Origin of the sequence: Streptomyces sp. NPDC059037 (assembly GCF_042740015.1) — a bacterium.
Lineage (GTDB): Bacteria > Actinomycetota > Actinomycetes > Streptomycetales > Streptomycetaceae > Streptomyces.
This window is the reverse complement of the sequence record NZ_JBHYIG010000107.1, coordinates 12,406-28,600: the sequence shown is the minus strand read 5'-3', so window position 1 is coordinate 28,600 and position 16,195 is coordinate 12,406. Positions and strand designations below refer to the sequence as shown.

Below are 16,195 nucleotides of genomic sequence, written 5' to 3'. Positions count from 1 at the left end.
CCTTCGGCCCCCTGCCGCGCCGGTGGTACCCTCCCCCGCCGCATGCCGATGGGGCCGGACCACGCGCACGGCCCCCTTCGGCATGCGTACGGTTCAGCGGGTCAGCCGGCCGTGACCTCGACCGCCGCCAGGTTCTTCTTGCCCCGGCGAAGCACCAGCCAGCGACCGTGCAGCAGCTCGTCGCGGGACGGCACGGCGTCCTCGGCGGCGACCTTCACGTTGTTCACGTAGGCACCGCCCTCCTTGACCGTGCGCCGGGCCGCGGACTTGCTGGCCACCAGGCCGACCTCCGCGAAGAGGTCCACCACCGGGCCGAGCTCGGCGACCTCGACGCGCGGCAGCTCCGAGAGCGCGGCGCCCAGCGTCGCCTCGTCCAGCTCGCCCAGGTCGCCCTGGCCGAAGAGCGCCTTGGACGCGGCGATGACTGCGGCGCACTGGTCGGCGCCGTGCACCAGCGCCGTCAGCTCCTCGGCGAGCGCGCGCTGCGCGGCGCGCGCCTGCGGACGCTCCTCGGTCTGCTTCTCGATCTCCTCGAGCTCCTCGCGGGGCTTGAAGGACAGGATCCGCATGTACGTCGAGATGTCCCGGTCGTCCACGTTCAGCCAGAACTGGTAGAACGCGTACGGCGTCGTCATCTCCGGGTCGAGCCAGACGGCGCCGCCCTCGGTCTTGCCGAACTTGGTGCCGTCCGCCTTGACCATCAGCGGCGTGCCCATGGCGTGCACCGTGGCGTCCGGCTCCAGGCGGTGGATCAGGTCGATGCCCGCCGTGAGGTTGCCCCACTGGTCGCTGCCGCCGGTCTGCAGCGTGCAGCCGTACCGCCGGTAGAGCTCCAGGAAGTCCATGCCCTGCAGGAGCTGGTAGCTGAACTCCGTGTAGGAGATGCCCTCCTGGGACTCCAGACGACGGGCGACCGATTCCTTGGTGAGCATCTTGTTCACCCGGAAGTGCTTGCCGATGTCGCGCAGGAACTCGATGGCGGAGAGGCCCGCCGTCCAGTCCAGGTTGTTGACCATCGTCGCGGCGTTCTCGCCCTCGAAGGACAGGAACGGCTCGATCTGGGTGCGCAGCCTGCCCACCCAGTTCGCGACCGTCTCGGGGTCGTTCAGGGTGCGCTCGGCGGTCGGCCGGGGGTCACCGATCTGCCCCGTCGCGCCGCCGACCAGGGCGAGCGGACGGTGCCCCGCCTGCTGGAGCCGGCGCAGGGTGAGGACCTGCACGAGGTGGCCCACGTGCAGGCTCGCCGCGGTCGGGTCGAAGCCGCAATAGAACGTGACGGGACCGTCCGCGAGCGACTTGCGCAGTGCATCTTCGTCAGTGGACAGGGAGAAAAGGCCCCGCCACTTCAGCTCGTCGACGATGTCCGTCACGGTCCTGTGTCTCCTTGAAAGGTTCGAATGGGTACGCGTCACTCTTACGCGTCAGTCTATGGGCGTCACACGCCCTGGCTGACCGAGCTCATGTTGAAGTCGGGGATGCGCAGGGCGGGCATCGCAGCCCTAGTGAACCAGTCGCCCCACTCCCTGGGCAGCGTCTTTTCCGTGCGCCCGGCCTCGGCGGCCCGCGACAACAGGTCCACAGGAGACTCGTTGAACCGGAAGTTGTTCACCTCGCCCACGACCTCCCCGTTCTCGACGAGATAGACGCCGTCCCGGGTGAGCCCGGTGAGGAGCAGCGTCGCCGGGTCGACCTCGCGGATGTACCAGAGGCAGGTGAGCAGCAGGCCCCGCTCGGTGCTCGCGACCATCTCCTGGAGCGAGCGGTCGGAGCCGCCGTCGAGGACGAGGTTGTCGATGGCCGGTGCGACCGGAAGCCCGGTCAGGGCCGCGCTGTGCCGGGTGCTCGTCAGATGCGTCAGCTCGCCCGCGCGCACCCAGTCGGTGGCGGCCAGCGGAAGCCCGTTGTCGAAGACCGACGAGTCGCCGCCGGACGCGTGCGCGAGCACGAACGGGGCGGACTCCAGGCCCGGCTCGTTCGGGTCGCTGCGCAGGGTCAGCGGCAGCTCGGCGAGACGGTCGCCGACGCGGGTGCCGCCGCCCGGCTTGGAGAACACAGTGCGGCCCTCGGCCGCGTCCCGGGCCGATGCCGACCACAGCTGGTAGATCAGCAGGTCGGCGACGGCGGTCGGCGGAAGCAGCGTCTCGTACCGGCCCGCCGGCAGATCGATGTGCCGCTTGGCCCACCCCAGGCGCTGCGCGAGCTCCGCGTCGAGCGCTGCCGGATCGACGTCCTTGAAGTCCCGGGTGGCCCGCCCGGCCCACGCCGACTTGGTCCGGTCCGGGCTCTTGGCGTTGAGTTCAAGCGTCCCATTGGGCTGGTCGTGCCGCAGCCGCAGCCCCGTCGACGTACCGAGATAGCTCGATACGAGCTCGTGGTTCGCGAAGCCGTACAGCTCGCGCCCGCCCGCGCGGGCCCGGGCGAAGGCCTCGCCGAGCGCGGGGGCGAAGTCGGCGAAGACCGCGGACGAGGTCTCGGCGGGGGCGTCCCTGAAGTCCGCGGACTCCTCGCCACCGGTCACCAGCGGCTGTGCGTCCTCGGCGGGCCCGGCCCCGCGCGCGGCATGCTCGGCGGCGCGCACCAGCGGCTCCAGATCGTCCGCGGTCACGGCCGAGCGCGAGACGACTCCGGACGCGGTGCCTTCCTTGCCGTCGACGGTCGCGATGACGGTGAGGGTGCGGCCGCGGGTGACGCCGTTGGTGGTCAGGGCGTTGCCCGCCCAGCGCAGATTCGCCGTCGACTCCTCGTCGGCGATCACGACGCAGCCGTCGGCGGTGGACAGTTCGAGGGCGCGCTCGACGATCTCGTGCGGCTTGGTGCTGCGACTCGACGAGCTCATCGCCCCGCCTCCTGGGTGGTGTTGAGGATGTTCACGCCCCGGAACAGGGCGGACGGGCAGCCGTGCGAGACCGCGGCGACCTGTCCCGGCTGGGCCTTGCCGCAATTGAACGCGCCCCCGAGGACATAGGTCTGCGGACCGCCGACCGCCGCCATCGAACCCCAGAAGTCGGTGGTCGTCGCCTGGTACGCGACATCGCGCAACTGGCCGGTGATGCGGCCGTTCTCGATGCGATAGAAGCGTTGCCCGGTGAACTGGAAGTTATACCTTTGCATGTCAATTGACCATGAACGGTCACCAACGACATAAATGCCGCGGTCGACCCCCGCGATCAGATCCTCGGTCGAGAGCCCGCCCGGATCCGGCTGCAGCGACACGTTCGCCATCCGCTGCACCGGCACGTGCCCGGGGGAGTCCGCGTAGGCGCAGCCGTTGGAGCGCTCGAAGCCGGTGAGCCTCGCGATGCGGCGGTCCAGCTGGTAGCCGACCAGCGTGCCGTCCTTCACCAGGTCCCAGGACTGCGCGGCCACGCCCTCGTCGTCGTACCCGATGGTGGCCAGGCCGTGCTCGGCGGTCCTGTCGCCCGTCACGTTCATCAGCGACGAGCCGTAGGCGAGCTTGCCGAGCTGGTCGAAGGTGGCGAAGGAGGTGCCCGCGTACGCCGCCTCGTAGCCGAGCGCGCGGTCGAGCTCGGTGGCGTGGCCGATGGACTCGTGGATCGTCAGCCAGAGGTTCGACGGGTCGACGATCAGGTCGTACGAGCCCGCCTGCACGCTCGGCGCCCGCATCTTCTCGGCGAGGTGCTCCGGGATGCGCGCGAGTTCCGCGTCCCAGTCCCAGCCGGTCCCGGTCAGGTACTCCCAGCCGCGGCCGACCGGCGGCGCGATCGTCCGCATCGAGTCGAACTCGCCGCTCGTCTCGTCCACGGCGACCGCGGTCAACTGCGGGTGCAGGCGCACCCGCTGCTGCGTGGTCACCGTCCCCGCCGTGTCCGCGTAGAACTTGTTCTCGTGCACCGTGAGCAGCGAGGCGTCCACGTGCGAGACCCCGTCGGCGGCGAGCAGCCGCGAGCTCCACTCGGCGAGCAGCCCGCTCTTCTCCTCGTCCGGCACGGAGAAGGGGTCGATCTCGTACGAGGAGATCCACGTCTTGTCCGCGTGCACGGGCTCACCCGCGAGCTCGACGCGCTCGTCGGAGCCCGCCGCCTTGATCACCTGGGCCGACAGCTTCGCCATCGCCACGGCCTGGGACGCGACCTTCGCCGCCGCGTCCATCGTCAGATCGACGCCCGATGCGAACCCCCAGGTCCCGCCGTGCACGACACGGACCGCATAGCCGAGGTCCGTGGTGTCCGAGGAGCCGGACGGCTTGGCGTCCCGCAGCCGCCAGGACGCGCTGCGCACCCGCTCCAGGCGGAAGTCCGCATGGTCGGCGCCCAGGGCACGCGCGCGGGCCAGCGCGGCGTCCGCGAGGGCCCGCAGCGGCAGCGCCGTGAAGGCTGCATCGATGGAATGAGGCACGGAATGTCTCCCTGCTGTCGGCACCGGTCAGCTCAGATCATGTCGCGCGTATGGGCCCGTGGGCCACAGTTTTCTGTAGGGATCCGACAGCGAGTCCCCTACGCCACTGTCGGTCGCCGATTCTCCGTATGGAGCACCGTACCGATAGGTTTTCGAGGTACCAGACAGCTATCGAAAGGGTGATCCGTTGAGCCGCTCGGTTCTCGTCACCGGAGGAAACCGGGGCATCGGCCTCGCCATCGCCCGCGCCTTCGCCGACGCCGGTGACAAGGTCGCGATCACCTGCCGCTCGGGTGAGCCGCCCCAGGTACTCGCGGAGCTCGGTGTCCTCGCCGTCAAGTGCGACATCACCGACGCGGAGCAGGTGGAGCAGGCCTACAAGGAGATCGAGGAGAAGCACGGTGCGGTGGAGGTCCTGGTCGCCAACGCCGGGATCACCAAGGACCAGCTCCTCATGCGCATGTCCGAGGAGGACTTCACGTCCGTACTCGACACCAACCTCACCGGCACCTTCCGTGTCGTGAAGCGCGCCAACCGCGGCATGCTGCGCGCCAAGAAGGGCCGTGTCGTCCTGATCTCCTCGGTCGTCGGCCTGATGGGCGGCCCCGGGCAGGCGAACTACGCCGCCTCGAAGGCCGGTCTGGTCGGCTTCGCGCGCTCGCTCGCCCGCGAGCTCGGGTCGCGCAATCTCACTTTCAACGTCGTGGCGCCCGGGTTTGTCGACACCGACATGACCAAGGCGCTGACGGACGAGCAGCGTGCGAGCATCATGGCGCAGGTACCGCTCAACCGTTACGCGCAGCCCGAGGAAGTAGCCGCCGCGGTGAAGTTCCTCGCCTCGGACGACGCCTCGTACATCACTGGAGCCGTCATCCCCGTTGACGGCGGATTGGGCATGGGTCACTGATCACCATGAGCGGAATTCTCGACGGCAAGAAGATCCTGATCACGGGCGTGCTGATGGAGTCCTCCATCGCGTTCCACGCGGCCAAGGTCGCGCAGGAGCAGGGCGCCGAGGTCATCCTCACCGCCTTCCCGCGCCCCACGCTCACCGAGCGCATCGCCAAGAAGCTGCCCAAGCCGGCCAAGGTCATCGAGCTCGACGTGACCAACCAGGAGCACCTGGACCGCCTGGAGGGCGTCGTCCGCGAGGAGCTCGGCAGCCTGGACGGAGTCGTCCACTCCATCGGCTTCGCGCCGCAGGACGCGCTCGGCGGCAACTTCCTGAACACGCCCTTCGAGTCCGTCTCGACGGCCATGCACGTCTCGGCGTTCTCCCTGAAGTCGCTCGCCATGGCCTGCCGCCCGCTGATGAACGACGGCGCCTCGATCGTCGGCCTCACCTTCGACGCGCAGTTCGCCTGGCCGCAGTACGACTGGATGGGCCCGGCCAAGGCCGCCCTCGAGGCCACCTCGCGCTACCTCGGGCGTGACCTCGGCAAGGACAACATCCGCTGCAACCTCATCTCGGCGGGCCCGATCGGCTCGATGGCCGCGAAGTCCATTCCGGGCTTCGGCGAGCTGGCCGAGGTGTGGAACACCCGCTCCCCGCTGGCGTGGGACATGGCCGACCCGGAGCCCGCGGGCCGCGGCATCGTCGCGCTGCTCTCGGACTTCTTCCCGAAGACGACGGGCGAGATCATCCACGTCGACGGCGGCGTGCACATGATGGGTGCCTGACCTTCTGATCAGGTCTTTCGTACGTTCTCGACGCCCCGTTTCCCGCTCTGTGCGGGGAGCGGGGCGTCACCCGTTCGGCCCACCGGCCGGGCGGCGGCCGGGCGGGGCGGCGCACCCTGAAGTGTGCGCCCGTCACCTCCTGCGGTGCTCGCCGCTCTCACCCTGCTGATCGCCCTGCCGTACGGCGCCGCGTCGCATGCCGTCGGAGAGGCGAAGCACCCCCACGCGCGCGTGCAGGCGGTCGAGCCCCGGCCGTTCGGCGCGGAGTGCCGCACCAGCGTCGAGGGTTCGGACGCCGTCGCGTACTGCCACAACCCGTACCCCGAGACCGACCGGATCCGGCTGCACGTGGAGTGCGACCGGTGGTGGGACATCGACAGCGACGGCGTCCTGGTCGAGGTGGGGCCCGCCACGACCGTGCGGCTCACCGGCCGGTGCTGGAAGGAGATCCGGTCGGTCTGGGTCAGCCACCAGAGGTGAAGGGCAGGGCCAGACTCAGACTCAGACTCAGGCGGGGTCGCGGGGGGTGTTCAACCGCTCCGGGCGGCACATGAACGGGTAGCCGGCGGCCTCCTTCGCCGCGGCCTCCTCGTCGTGCTCGCGGATCGCCTCGACGAGCCGGGCGTGGTCCATGTGGCTCTCGGGGGTCAGCTCCTTGCCGACGTCCTCGCGCAGCCAGTCCCGCAGGACCTCGCCCAGGTCCGCGTACATCGCCATCATCACGTCGTTGTGGGACGCGGCCACGACGGCCAGGTGGAAGGTCGCGTCGGCCGTCACGAACGCCTCCGCGTCGCCGGACGCCCAGGCCTGCTCACGGCGCTCCAGCAGGGCGTCGAGCTGCTTGAGGTCGCGCTCCGTGCGCCGCTGCGCGGCCAGCCTCGCCGCGCTCGACTCCAGGGTGCTGCGCAGCTCCGCGATGTGCCGGGGCTCCGCGTCGGCGAACCTGCGCTGCATGACGCCGGCGAGCTCGCTCGTCGCGACCACATAGGTGCCCGAGCCCTGCCGGATGTCGAGGAGGCCGTTGTGCGCGAGGGCGCGGACGGCCTCCCGGACGGTGTTGCGGGCCACGCCCAGCTGCTCGACCAGTTCGGGCTCGGTGGGGATGCGGGAGCCCACCGGCCACTCTCCGGAGGAGATCTGATTGCGCAGCTCGGCGATGACCTGCTCGGAGAGCGCTGAGCGGCGAGGGGTGGTCAGCGGCATGACGTTCCTTCGTACGCGGGATGACGGGCGGCCTGAGGGCCGAGGTCACGGGCGGTGTGTGTGCCAGAGATTACGGGTGCTGTGACGGAATCGGATTGGACAGCCAATCATCCCATGATTCTATGATGGCTCCATGGCCAGTGAGGAAACCAGGACGATGACGGCTGCGCAGACGCGGACGCAGGCACCGATACGCACCGACGCGACGGACGGGGCGACGGGCGGCGCGCTGCGCGACGCGGCGGCGAAACAGCCCGCCACGCGCGCGTGGGCGACGCGTCTCGTCGTCGTCGGCATCGTCCTCGCGGCGCTCAACCTCCGCCCGGCCATCACCAGCCTCGGCTCCCTCCTGGAAGAGGTGCGCGACGGGCTCGGCATGAGCGGCACGCTCGCCGGCCTGCTCACCTCCGTCCCGCCGCTCTGCTTCGCGATCTTCGGCGTGATGGCCCCGCGCCTGGCCCGCCGCTTCGGCCCCGGCGCGGTGGTGTGCGCGGGCATGGTCGCGATCGCGTCCGGCCTCGCGATCCGCCCCTTCCTGGGCGGCACGGCCGGCTTCCTCGCCGCGACCGCGCTCGCCCTCATGGGCATCGCGGTCAGCAACGTCCTGATGCCGGTGATCGTCAAGCGCTGGTTCCCCGAGAAGGTCGGCTCGATGACCGGCCTGTACTCGATGGCGCTCGCACTCGGTACGTCGATGGCGGCCGCCGTCACGGTGCCCATGACCGATGCGCTGGGCGGCAGTTGGCGGACCGGGCTCGCCGTGTGGGCGGTGCTCGCGGTCGTCGCCGTCGTGCCGTGGGTGGTGCTCGTGCGCGACCGGGGCGCGGGCGATTCCGCCTCGGCCCTCGCTTCGGCCTCCGCCTCCGCCGAGCACGTCTCGGCCGCCGTGCAGCGCGAGGACGCCGGTCTGCGCATCACCCGGAGCCGTACGGCTTGGGCGCTCGCCTGCTTCTTCGGACTCCAGGCCACCGCCGCGTACATCACGATGGGCTGGATGCCGCAGATCTTCCGTGACGCGGGCGTTCCGGCCGGGGAGGCGGGCGTGCTGCTCGCCGTCACCATGGCGATGGGCGTGCCGCTGGCCTTCGTCATCCCCCGGGTCGCGACGCGGCTGCCCAACCAGGGGCCCGTGGTGATGGTCCTCGGCGCGTGCGGTCTCGCCGGGTACGCGGGTCTCTACCTCGCCCCGGCGGGCGGCGCGTGGGTCTGGGCGCTGCTGCTCGGCGTGTCCAACTGCTCCTTCCCGCTGGCCCTGACGATGGTCGGGATGCGGGCCAAGAGCAGCGTGGGCGTCGCCAAGCTCTCGGCCTTCGCCCAGAGCACGGGCTATCTGATCTCGATCCCGGGCCCGCTCCTGGTGGGCGTCCTCTACCAGCACAGCGGCGGCTGGGAGCTGCCGATCGTGCTCATGGCCGCCCTGATGGTGCCCCAGATCGTGGTGGGCATCCTGGCGGGCCGCAACCGCACGGTCGAGGACGAGGTCGCCGCGGCGGCCTGATCCGGAGGGGCGGTGCGACCCCGCCGACGTCCGCCCGGACAAAGGGTGCGAGACTCGTCGTATGCCAGTGCTTGACCCGAACCCCCAGAACGGCCAGAAGAAACTGCTCATCGTGCTCGGCGCGATGCTGGCCATCACCGTCATCATCGGGATCGTCGCCTCCGTCGCCTCGCCGTGAACTGCCCCCGGCGGGGCGGATGGTGGGGCTAGCCCCACCATCCCCTAGGGGGTCAGTGTCAGGGTCAAGTGGGTGGATCACCGGATGTGCTGAGGGTCGCCGAGTCCGTAGTTTCGAGATGTGGCCGCGAAGACGCGGCACGGAGCACTCGAAGACCACGGAGGCGGCATGTCGGCCCGCTCGCACACCCGGCGCGAACTGGGAGCCCCCAAGGACTCAGCGAGCGTGGAGATCCAGCTTCCCTGGTGGGCCATCGCCCTCCCGGCCATCGCCTTCGCGGCACTGCTCCTGCTGATACTGAACCCGGCCGACGCGCACGCGGCGAGCGGCGACCCGGTGGTCACCCATCTGCTCGAGCGCGTCCAGGAGACGTTCTTCGGCGCGACGCCGTGACCCGCCCCCGGCAGGCGCCGTCACCCGTGCCGGGGGAGCGCCTCAACTCCCTGCGCCCGGCCGCGCGTTTCATGCGAAGCTGGGATGCATGAGCGTCGCAGAACCCCGCAGGATTGTCCTTTTCCGGCATGCGAAGGCCGATTGGCCGCAGGTGTCCGACCACGACCGGCCGCTCGCGGAGCGAGGCCGCAAGGATGCCCCCGTCGCCGGGCGCAAGCTCGCCGACAGCGGCATCCCGTTCGATCTGGCCCTCTGCTCGACCGCGGCCAGGACCCGCGAGACATGGAAGCTCGCCGTCCACGAGCTGCCCCATAGGCCCAAGACGGTCTACGAGGACCGGCTGTACGAAGCTTCTCCGGGCGAGCTGATCGCCGTGCTCAACGAAACCCCGGACGACGTGCAGAACGTCGTCCTGATCGGCCACAACCCCGGAGTCCAGGGCCTCGCCGACATCCTTGCCGGGGACGCCGAGGGCGATGCCCAGGTGCGGATGAACCGCCGCGGCTTCCCGACGTCGGCCTACGCCGTCCTGACGTACTCCGGCTCGTGGAAGGCCCTGGAGCCGGGGGTCGGCACGCTCGTCGACTACTGGGCGCCTTCCGAGTGACCCTCACTCTCCGTACGAAGAAGGGCCCGGTACCGCAGCGGTACAGGGCCCTTCTTCGTACGTGAGGTGCGGGCGCCGTCAGTCGGCGTGCGTGTCCGCCGCCTCCACCTCTTCGCGGGTGACGCCGAGGAGATAGAGCACGGTGTCGAGGAAGGGGACGTTCACCGCGGTGTGCGCGGCCTCGCGGACGACGGGCTTGGCGTTGAAGGCGACGCCGAGACCGGCCGCGTTCAGCATGTCGAGGTCGTTGGCGCCGTCGCCGATCGCGACGGTCTGCTCCAGCGGGACCCCGGCCTCCATGGCGAAGCGGCGAAGCAGCCGGGCCTTGCCCGCGCGGTCCACGATCTCCCCGGTCACCTTGCCGGTGAGCTTGCCGTCGACGATCTCCAGGGTGTTGGCCTGCGCGAAGTCGAGGCCGAGACGTTCCTTCAGATCATCCGTGACCTGGGTGAACCCGCCGGATACGACGCCCACTTGGTAGCCGAGGCGCTTCAGCGTACGGATGAGGGTGCGGGCGCCGGGGGTGAGGCGGACCTCGGAGCGGACCTTGTCGACGACCGAGGCGTCGAGCCCGGCGAGCAGCTCCACGCGGGCGTGCAGCGACTGCTCGAAGTCAAGCTCTCCGGCCATCGCGGCGGCAGTCACCTCGGCGACCTTGTCCTCGCAGCCCGCGTGCGCCGCGAAGAGCTCGATCACCTCGTCCTGGATGAGGGTCGAGTCGACGTCCATCACGACCAGCCGCTGGGCGCGGCGGTGCAGGCCCGCGGCCACGACGGCGACGTCCACGCCGAGCTTCGCCGCCGCCAGGGCGAGGGCGGTGCGCAGCGGTTCGGTCTCCGTGCCGGACACGGCGAACTCCACTGCGGTGACCGGGTACTTGGCGAGCCGGAAGATGCGGTCGATGTTGCCGCCGGTCGCGGTGATGCTGGCGGCGATCTCGGCGGTCGACTCCGCCGTGAGGGGGTGCCCGAGCACCGTCACGTGGGAACGGCCGAGGCCGCGCGGGCGGTTGTCGCCGATGCCCGAGATGATCTCGGCCTGCATCTTCAGGGAGTCGGCCCAGCTGTGCACGGTGGACCGCAGGTCGCCTTCCAGGCCGGGCGGCGGCGCGGTCACGAGCGCGCACAGCACTATGCGGCCGCGGGTGACGACCTGCTCGATGTCGACGACGTCGACGGAGTAGGCGGCGAGGGTGTCGAAGAGGCCGGCGGTGATGCCCGGGCGGTCCTTGCCGAAGATCTTGACGAGGAGCGTCGGGGTGTCGGCGGGGGAGGTCTCTTGGGGCTGCGAAGCGCTCATGGTGTTCCCACCGTATCCGCAGGCCGCGGCCGGCTGCGGGGGTGGTCCGCGTGCCGGACGTTCCGGCTGCGGGTGGGCGGGGTGACCTGTCCCGCCGCTTCGCGACGGATTTTTCCCGCCCACCCACCCGATTACCCGGCGGTGCCGGGGCGGGCGGGTCGGTGGCCGCCTTGATGGAGGGGTGGGCCGCCGCCTCCTGCGGGTGGGATTTCCCGTTGTGGGGGGCCATTGCCCCAGGCGGGCGGGTGTTCCGCCCGTCCCAGTTGTGCGTGGGCCTTCCGCCCGTCCCCGTCGTGCGTGGGTATTCCGGCCGTCCGTCCCCGTTGTGGGCAGGCGTTCCGCACGGCGGAACGGGTGGGCACAACGCCCAAGCTGCCGGGTGCCGTCACCCCCTCCGCGGACCCGGCGGCGGAGGAGGAGGCGGCGGTGGCGGAGGCCAGTCACCGTTGCCCGAAGGGCGGGGCCGCGGCTTCGGGGATGGTGGCGGCGGCGCTATCGGCCCCACCACCGTCGGCGCGCTGTACACATCCTTCGGCGGCCGCAGGTACGGATTGGTGTCCGGATTCGGTGGCCGGTGCGGCGCACCGGGGCTGTACGGCCCCGAAGCCCCAGCCCCAGCCCCAGCCAACACTTCGGACGTCGCCCCGGCAGCAGCCACTTCGGCCAGAGGAGACACCCGCCCACCCGCAGCCCCCGTGGCCACGGCAAGCAGCGCCCCCACCGCCCCCGCCCCCGCCCCCCACGCCACCCCGAGCAGCAACGCCACCCCCAGCTGCCCATGCAGCTCGATCCCCGCCCCGAACGCGTCGAAGCCGAGGACGGAGAGCGAGGCATCGGCGGACACCCCGGTCAGCCACACCATCAGCGGGAGCGCCACCGCCGTCACGACCCCCAGCCGCACCGCACATCCCGCGGCGAACCGCAGAGCGCCCACCTCGCCACGTACGAAGGGCGAACGCACGGCGGCAAGCACCCCCGCGAACAGCATCATCAGCGCCGCCGCAACGCCGAGCAGCCACACCCGCCCGTCAAGCTCGGCGAGCCGCCCCAGCGTCACCGCCTCGTTCCCCGAGGCCCCCGACCCCGTCAGGAGATCGTCCAGCGGGTCGGGAAGGAGCTTCGCCAGCTCACCCGTGGCCTCGCCGTCCCACGGCACGAAGAGCCCGATGGGCACCCCGAGCCACACCCCGTTCGGCGCCCCGAGCAGCGCGGCACCCGCGATCCGCTTCGGATGGGCGTCGCCGACCATCGCGTACAGGGCCGCCGCAAGGCCGGCGAGCACCGCCACGAGCACCACCGTGACCAGCGCGGACACGGCGGGCCGCACCACCCGGTGCACGACGTCCCACCCGCGCGGCAGCGGCGTGCGCCGCGAGGCGAGCAGCGCGATCACGAGCACACCGATCACCCACACCGCGCCCCCGAGCAGCGTCGGTCCGGTGTCCACGGTGAAGCCGACGGCCGCCTTCGCCTGGGCGAGATCGCCGAGCCGGTCGGGCAGCAGACCGCCGATGTCGCCGAGACCGTCGGGCAGTTTGTCGGTGATGTCGTCGGGGAGTTGATCGATCCCTTTGTCGATTCCCTTGTCGATGCCCAGCTGCTCGCCGTCGATCGTGATGATGTCGTGACCGGCCCAGGCGAGCCCCGCGAGCATCGCGAGGAACAGGGCGACCACCGAGCCCACGCGCGCGGCCAGTTCGGCGGGCGTGATGGTGACTCCCGCCGTACGTAAGGAACGCAGGAAGAAGTACGCGAGGAGGAGCGCGCCCGCGAGCCCGACGCCCAGTGGCGCGATGTCGATCGCGGTGGTCGCCTCCGCGCCTTCGAGGCCGAACGCCGACACATCGCCGGACGGCGTGACCGAACCGCCCGCGCCAAGGGCCACCACCGCCGCCGTCATCGGCCCGAGCGACGCGACGGCGTCCGCGCCGAGCAGATGGAGCCCCAAGGCCGCCGTGCCGGCCATGCCGATCAGGGCCCAGCTGACCGCGGCGATCGCGGAGAGCAATACGTCGCCCCACCGCACACCCCGGCCGTCGACTCCTTTGGCGCCGGTCTCCATCAGGCCCCCCTGACTTGCGCTGCCTCACACGGCGATGCCCCGTTCATGCGAGATGTGCGCAATGCGCATGATCCGTATGCACTGATGGGCTGTTACTACTCTCCGGGCGGATTTCTGCCCCGTCAACGGGGCAACCACAGAGGCCCGTACGCAGTCTTCACAAGGCCCGACTTTCGGTCAGAGGCCTCCGCCTGAAATAGTTCCTCCCGATGTTCGACATCCCTAGACTCCCCATCGATGGGGGCTAGCTCGGGGGACAACTCAGTGGGGCTGGAGTGCCGGAACTCGTACTGGAATTGAATGGAAGGACCTGGACGCTCGATCCGTCCAGGTCGTACACCCTCGGACGTGATCCGCAGGGAGATCTCTCGCTTGACGACGCCAGAGTGTCCTGGCGTCATGCCACGATCAGCTGGAGCGGCCGCAGTTGGGTCATTGAGGACCACGGCAGCACCAACGGCACCTTTGTGCAGGGCCAGCGGATCCACCAGATGGAAATCGGCCCGGGCTCGGCCGTGCACCTCGGCAACGCGACCGACGGTCCGCGGCTCAACGTGTCCGGCAGCGCCTCGGGCGCCGCCGCTGCCGCCGTCTCCGCACCGCAGCAGCACGCCCAGCAGCAGGCCGCGCCGCAGCAGGCGCCCCAGCAGGAGGCACCCGGCTGGGCCGCCCAGCAGCAGGCTCCGCACCAGCAGGCACCCCAGCAGCAGGGCTGGCAGCAACAGCAGCCTCAGCAGCACCAGCACCAGCCGCAGCAGCAGCAGCCGCACGTGCCCCCGCAGCAGGGTGGCTACGCGCAGCAGCCCCCCGGTTCCGGCGGCGTCGCGGGGGCCCCGCCGGTCTACGGCGACCGCAGCCCGACGACGTTCCACCAGCTCTCGCTCGGCCGCAAGATGCGCATCGGTCGTGCCCTGGAGAACGAGCTGGTCGTCTCCGACCTGCAGGTCTCGCGGCACCACGCCGAGTTCACGGCCACTCCGGACGGCCGCTTCGAGATCCACGATCTCGGCTCGCACAACGGCACGTACGTCAACGGCCAGCCGGTCGCGAAGTCGGGCTCGGCCCTCATCGGCCCGAACGACATCGTCAGCGTCGGTCACTCGACCTTCCGTCTCGTCGGTGACCGCCTCGAGGAGTTCGTCGACACCGGTGAGGTCTCCTTCTCCGCCCGCCACCTGACGGTGACGGTCGACGGCGGCAAGCAGATCCTCAAGGACGTCTCCTTCGGCGTCCCGGAGAAGTCGCTCATCGCGGTCATCGGCCCCTCCGGCTCCGGCAAGTCCACCCTGCTCAAGGCGCTCACCGGCTACCGGCCCGCCAACCAGGGCGACGTCCTCTACGACAACCGGAACCTCTACAAGCAGTTCGCCGAGCTGCGCCAGCGCATCGGTCTGGTCCCGCAGGACGACATCCTGCACAAGGAGCTGACCGTCAAGAAGGCCCTCAAGTACGCGGCCAAGCTCCGCTTCCCCGGTGACACCGCGGAGGCCGAGCGCGAGGCCCGTATCGACGAGGTCCTGCGCGAGCTCAAGCTGGACATCCACAAGGAGAAGAAGGTCACCTCCCTCTCCGGTGGCCAGCGCAAGCGCGTCTCGGTGGCCCTCGAGCTGCTCACCAAGCCGTCGCTGATCTTCCTGGACGAGCCGACCTCCGGCCTCGACCCGGGCATGGACCGCGACGTCATGCAGCTCCTGCGCGGCCTCGCCGACGACGGCCGTACGGTCCTCGTCGTCACGCACTCGGTCGCCGAGCTGGCGATCTGTGACAAGCTCCTGGTGATGGCGCCGGGCGGTTCGGTCGCCTACTTCGGTCCGCCGGAGGAAGCGCTCAACTTCTTCGGCTACACCACCTGGGCCGACGTCTTCTCGGCGTTCGAGAACTACCGCGACTACGACTGGGCGGGCCGCTGGAAGGGCTCGCAGCACTACCAGATGTACGCCGCGGACATCGACGCCGTCGCCGCGCAGTCCGTACAGATGCCGCCGCCGCAGGCGGTCCGGCCGCCCAAGCCGCAGGGCTGGGGTTCGCAGCTGTGGACGCTGATCCGCCGCTACTCCGCGGTGATCGCCTCCGACAAGGGCTTCCTCGGCCTGATGGTGATCCTGCCCGCGGTCCTCGGCATCGTCAGTGTCGTCATTCCGGCCGACTTCGGGCTCGGCCCGCCCAAGCCGCCGTCGAAGTTCAACGGCGACGCGGGCACGATCATGCTGATCCTCGCGGTCGGCATGTGCTTCTCGGGCGCGGCCAACTCCGTACGTGAGCTGATCAAGGAACGGGTCATCTACGAACGGGAACGGGCCACCGGCCTGTCCCGCTCGGCGTACCTGATGTCCAAGGTCATCGTGCTCGGCGTGATCACGGCCTTCCAGGGCGTCATCATCTGCGGCATCGGCTTCGCGACGCGCGACATGCCGGAAGAGGGCCTGATCATGCCCCCGGCCGTCGAGATCTGCCTGGTCATCATCGCCCTGGGCTTCACCTCGATGATGTTCGGCCTGGTCATCTCCTCGCTGGTGAAGACCGCCGAGAAGACCATGCCGCTCCTGGTGATGTTCGCGATCGTCCAGGTCGTCTTCACCGGCGTGCTCTTCCAGGTCTACGGCTCGCCGGGCCTTGAGCAGTTCGCCTGGCTGATGCCGTCGCGCTGGGCCATCGCCGGTGCGGGCTCCACGCTGGACCTCGCGCACCTGATGCCGCCGTGGGACCCGAAGAACCCCACGGATCTCGACCCGCTGTGGGAGCACTCGGCCGGGCAGTGGGGTCTGAACATCACGATCCTGCTCCTGATCGGCATCGCCTGCGGCTTCGCGGTCGCGCGACTGCTGCGCCGCCACGAGCCGGAGGTCATGCGCAAGTAAGCGCGTGACGCGCGGGCCTCTCGCCCCGCGGACATACGGAGAAGGGCGGCACCCCCTGGGG

Annotated in this window: 14 protein-coding genes; 8 read left to right on the top strand and 6 right to left on the bottom strand. The window is 70.4% G+C overall.

Features of this window, described 5'->3' with window-relative positions:
• Nucleotides 1-101 precede the first annotated feature (101 nt).
• From tyrS to ACFWY6_RS22405, 3 genes are all read right to left on the bottom strand, one after another.
• Nucleotides 102-1,370 (bottom strand): tyrosine--tRNA ligase, encoded by a 1,269-nt coding sequence (gene tyrS / locus ACFWY6_RS22415; RefSeq protein ID WP_266868534.1) that lies wholly within the window; start codon nucleotides 1,368-1,370, stop codon nucleotides 102-104.
• Between the two features lie 65 nt (nucleotides 1,371-1,435).
• Entirely contained in the window at nucleotides 1,436-2,836 is a 1,401-nt protein-coding gene (locus tag ACFWY6_RS22410) for a metallopeptidase TldD-related protein (protein WP_384693087.1), read from the bottom strand.
• Nucleotides 2,833-4,356, bottom strand: coding sequence for a TldD/PmbA family protein (locus ACFWY6_RS22405; protein ID WP_384693084.1), 1,524 nt, complete (start codon nucleotides 4,354-4,356; stop codon nucleotides 2,833-2,835). Before ACFWY6_RS22405 ends, ACFWY6_RS22410 begins: the two co-directional genes overlap by 4 nt.
• Before the next feature lie 187 nt (nucleotides 4,357-4,543).
• Here ACFWY6_RS22405 and fabG point away from each other — a divergent pair, with 187 nt between their 5' ends.
• The 3 genes from fabG to ACFWY6_RS22390 all read left to right on the top strand — a co-directional run bounded on the left by fabG (nucleotide 4,544) and on the right by ACFWY6_RS22390 (nucleotide 6,516).
• The gene (gene fabG, locus ACFWY6_RS22400) at nucleotides 4,544-5,263 is read left to right on the top strand and encodes a 3-oxoacyl-[acyl-carrier-protein] reductase (RefSeq protein WP_384693081.1); all 720 of its coding nucleotides are present in this window, start codon (nucleotides 4,544-4,546) and stop codon (nucleotides 5,261-5,263) included.
• Nucleotides 5,264-5,268: 5 nt separating this feature from the next.
• The gene (fabI, locus tag ACFWY6_RS22395; RefSeq protein ID WP_266868541.1) at nucleotides 5,269-6,036 is read left to right on the top strand and encodes an enoyl-ACP reductase FabI; all 768 of its coding nucleotides are present in this window, start codon (nucleotides 5,269-5,271) and stop codon (nucleotides 6,034-6,036) included.
• A gap of 144 nt (nucleotides 6,037-6,180) precedes the next feature.
• Nucleotides 6,181-6,516: a hypothetical protein gene (locus tag ACFWY6_RS22390; RefSeq protein ID WP_384693078.1), complete on the top strand. Its 336-nt coding sequence runs from the start codon at nucleotides 6,181-6,183 to the stop codon at nucleotides 6,514-6,516.
• 27 nt (nucleotides 6,517-6,543) lie between these two features.
• On the opposite strand, the gene ACFWY6_RS22385 is transcribed toward ACFWY6_RS22390, so the two are convergent.
• Nucleotides 6,544-7,239, bottom strand: coding sequence for a FadR/GntR family transcriptional regulator (locus ACFWY6_RS22385; RefSeq protein ID WP_266868545.1), 696 nt, complete (start codon nucleotides 7,237-7,239; stop codon nucleotides 6,544-6,546).
• 133 nt (nucleotides 7,240-7,372) lie between these two features.
• Here ACFWY6_RS22385 and ACFWY6_RS22380 point away from each other — a divergent pair, with 133 nt between their 5' ends.
• The 4 genes from ACFWY6_RS22380 to ACFWY6_RS22365 all read left to right on the top strand — a co-directional run bounded on the left by ACFWY6_RS22380 (nucleotide 7,373) and on the right by ACFWY6_RS22365 (nucleotide 9,915).
• Nucleotides 7,373-8,737 (top strand): CynX/NimT family MFS transporter, encoded by a 1,365-nt coding sequence (locus ACFWY6_RS22380; protein ID WP_384693073.1) that lies wholly within the window; start codon nucleotides 7,373-7,375, stop codon nucleotides 8,735-8,737.
• 61 nt (nucleotides 8,738-8,798) lie between these two features.
• Nucleotides 8,799-8,915: an SGM_5486 family transporter-associated protein gene (locus ACFWY6_RS22375; protein WP_107102012.1), complete on the top strand. Its 117-nt coding sequence runs from the start codon at nucleotides 8,799-8,801 to the stop codon at nucleotides 8,913-8,915.
• A 168-nt stretch (nucleotides 8,916-9,083) separates the two neighbouring features.
• Entirely contained in the window at nucleotides 9,084-9,308 is a 225-nt protein-coding gene (locus tag ACFWY6_RS22370) for a hypothetical protein (RefSeq protein WP_384693091.1), read from the top strand.
• Nucleotides 9,309-9,396: 88 nt separating this feature from the next.
• A complete protein-coding gene (locus ACFWY6_RS22365) occupies nucleotides 9,397-9,915 on the top strand; it encodes a SixA phosphatase family protein (RefSeq protein WP_384693070.1) in 519 nt (172 codons plus the stop codon).
• A 78-nt stretch (nucleotides 9,916-9,993) separates the two neighbouring features.
• Here the strand turns inward: ACFWY6_RS22365 and serB are convergent, their stop codons facing one another.
• A complete protein-coding gene (gene serB / locus ACFWY6_RS22360; RefSeq protein ID WP_266868552.1) occupies nucleotides 9,994-11,214 on the bottom strand; it encodes a phosphoserine phosphatase SerB in 1,221 nt (406 codons plus the stop codon).
• A gap of 385 nt (nucleotides 11,215-11,599) precedes the next feature.
• Nucleotides 11,600-13,276 (bottom strand): streptophobe family protein, encoded by a 1,677-nt coding sequence (locus ACFWY6_RS22355; protein ID WP_384693067.1) that lies wholly within the window; start codon nucleotides 13,274-13,276, stop codon nucleotides 11,600-11,602.
• A gap of 275 nt (nucleotides 13,277-13,551) precedes the next feature.
• Between ACFWY6_RS22355 and ACFWY6_RS22350 the strand changes: the two genes are divergently transcribed.
• Nucleotides 13,552-16,134, top strand: a complete 2,583-nt coding sequence (locus tag ACFWY6_RS22350; RefSeq protein ID WP_384693064.1) for an FHA domain-containing protein — start codon at nucleotides 13,552-13,554, stop codon at nucleotides 16,132-16,134.
• Nucleotides 16,135-16,195 lie beyond the last annotated feature (61 nt).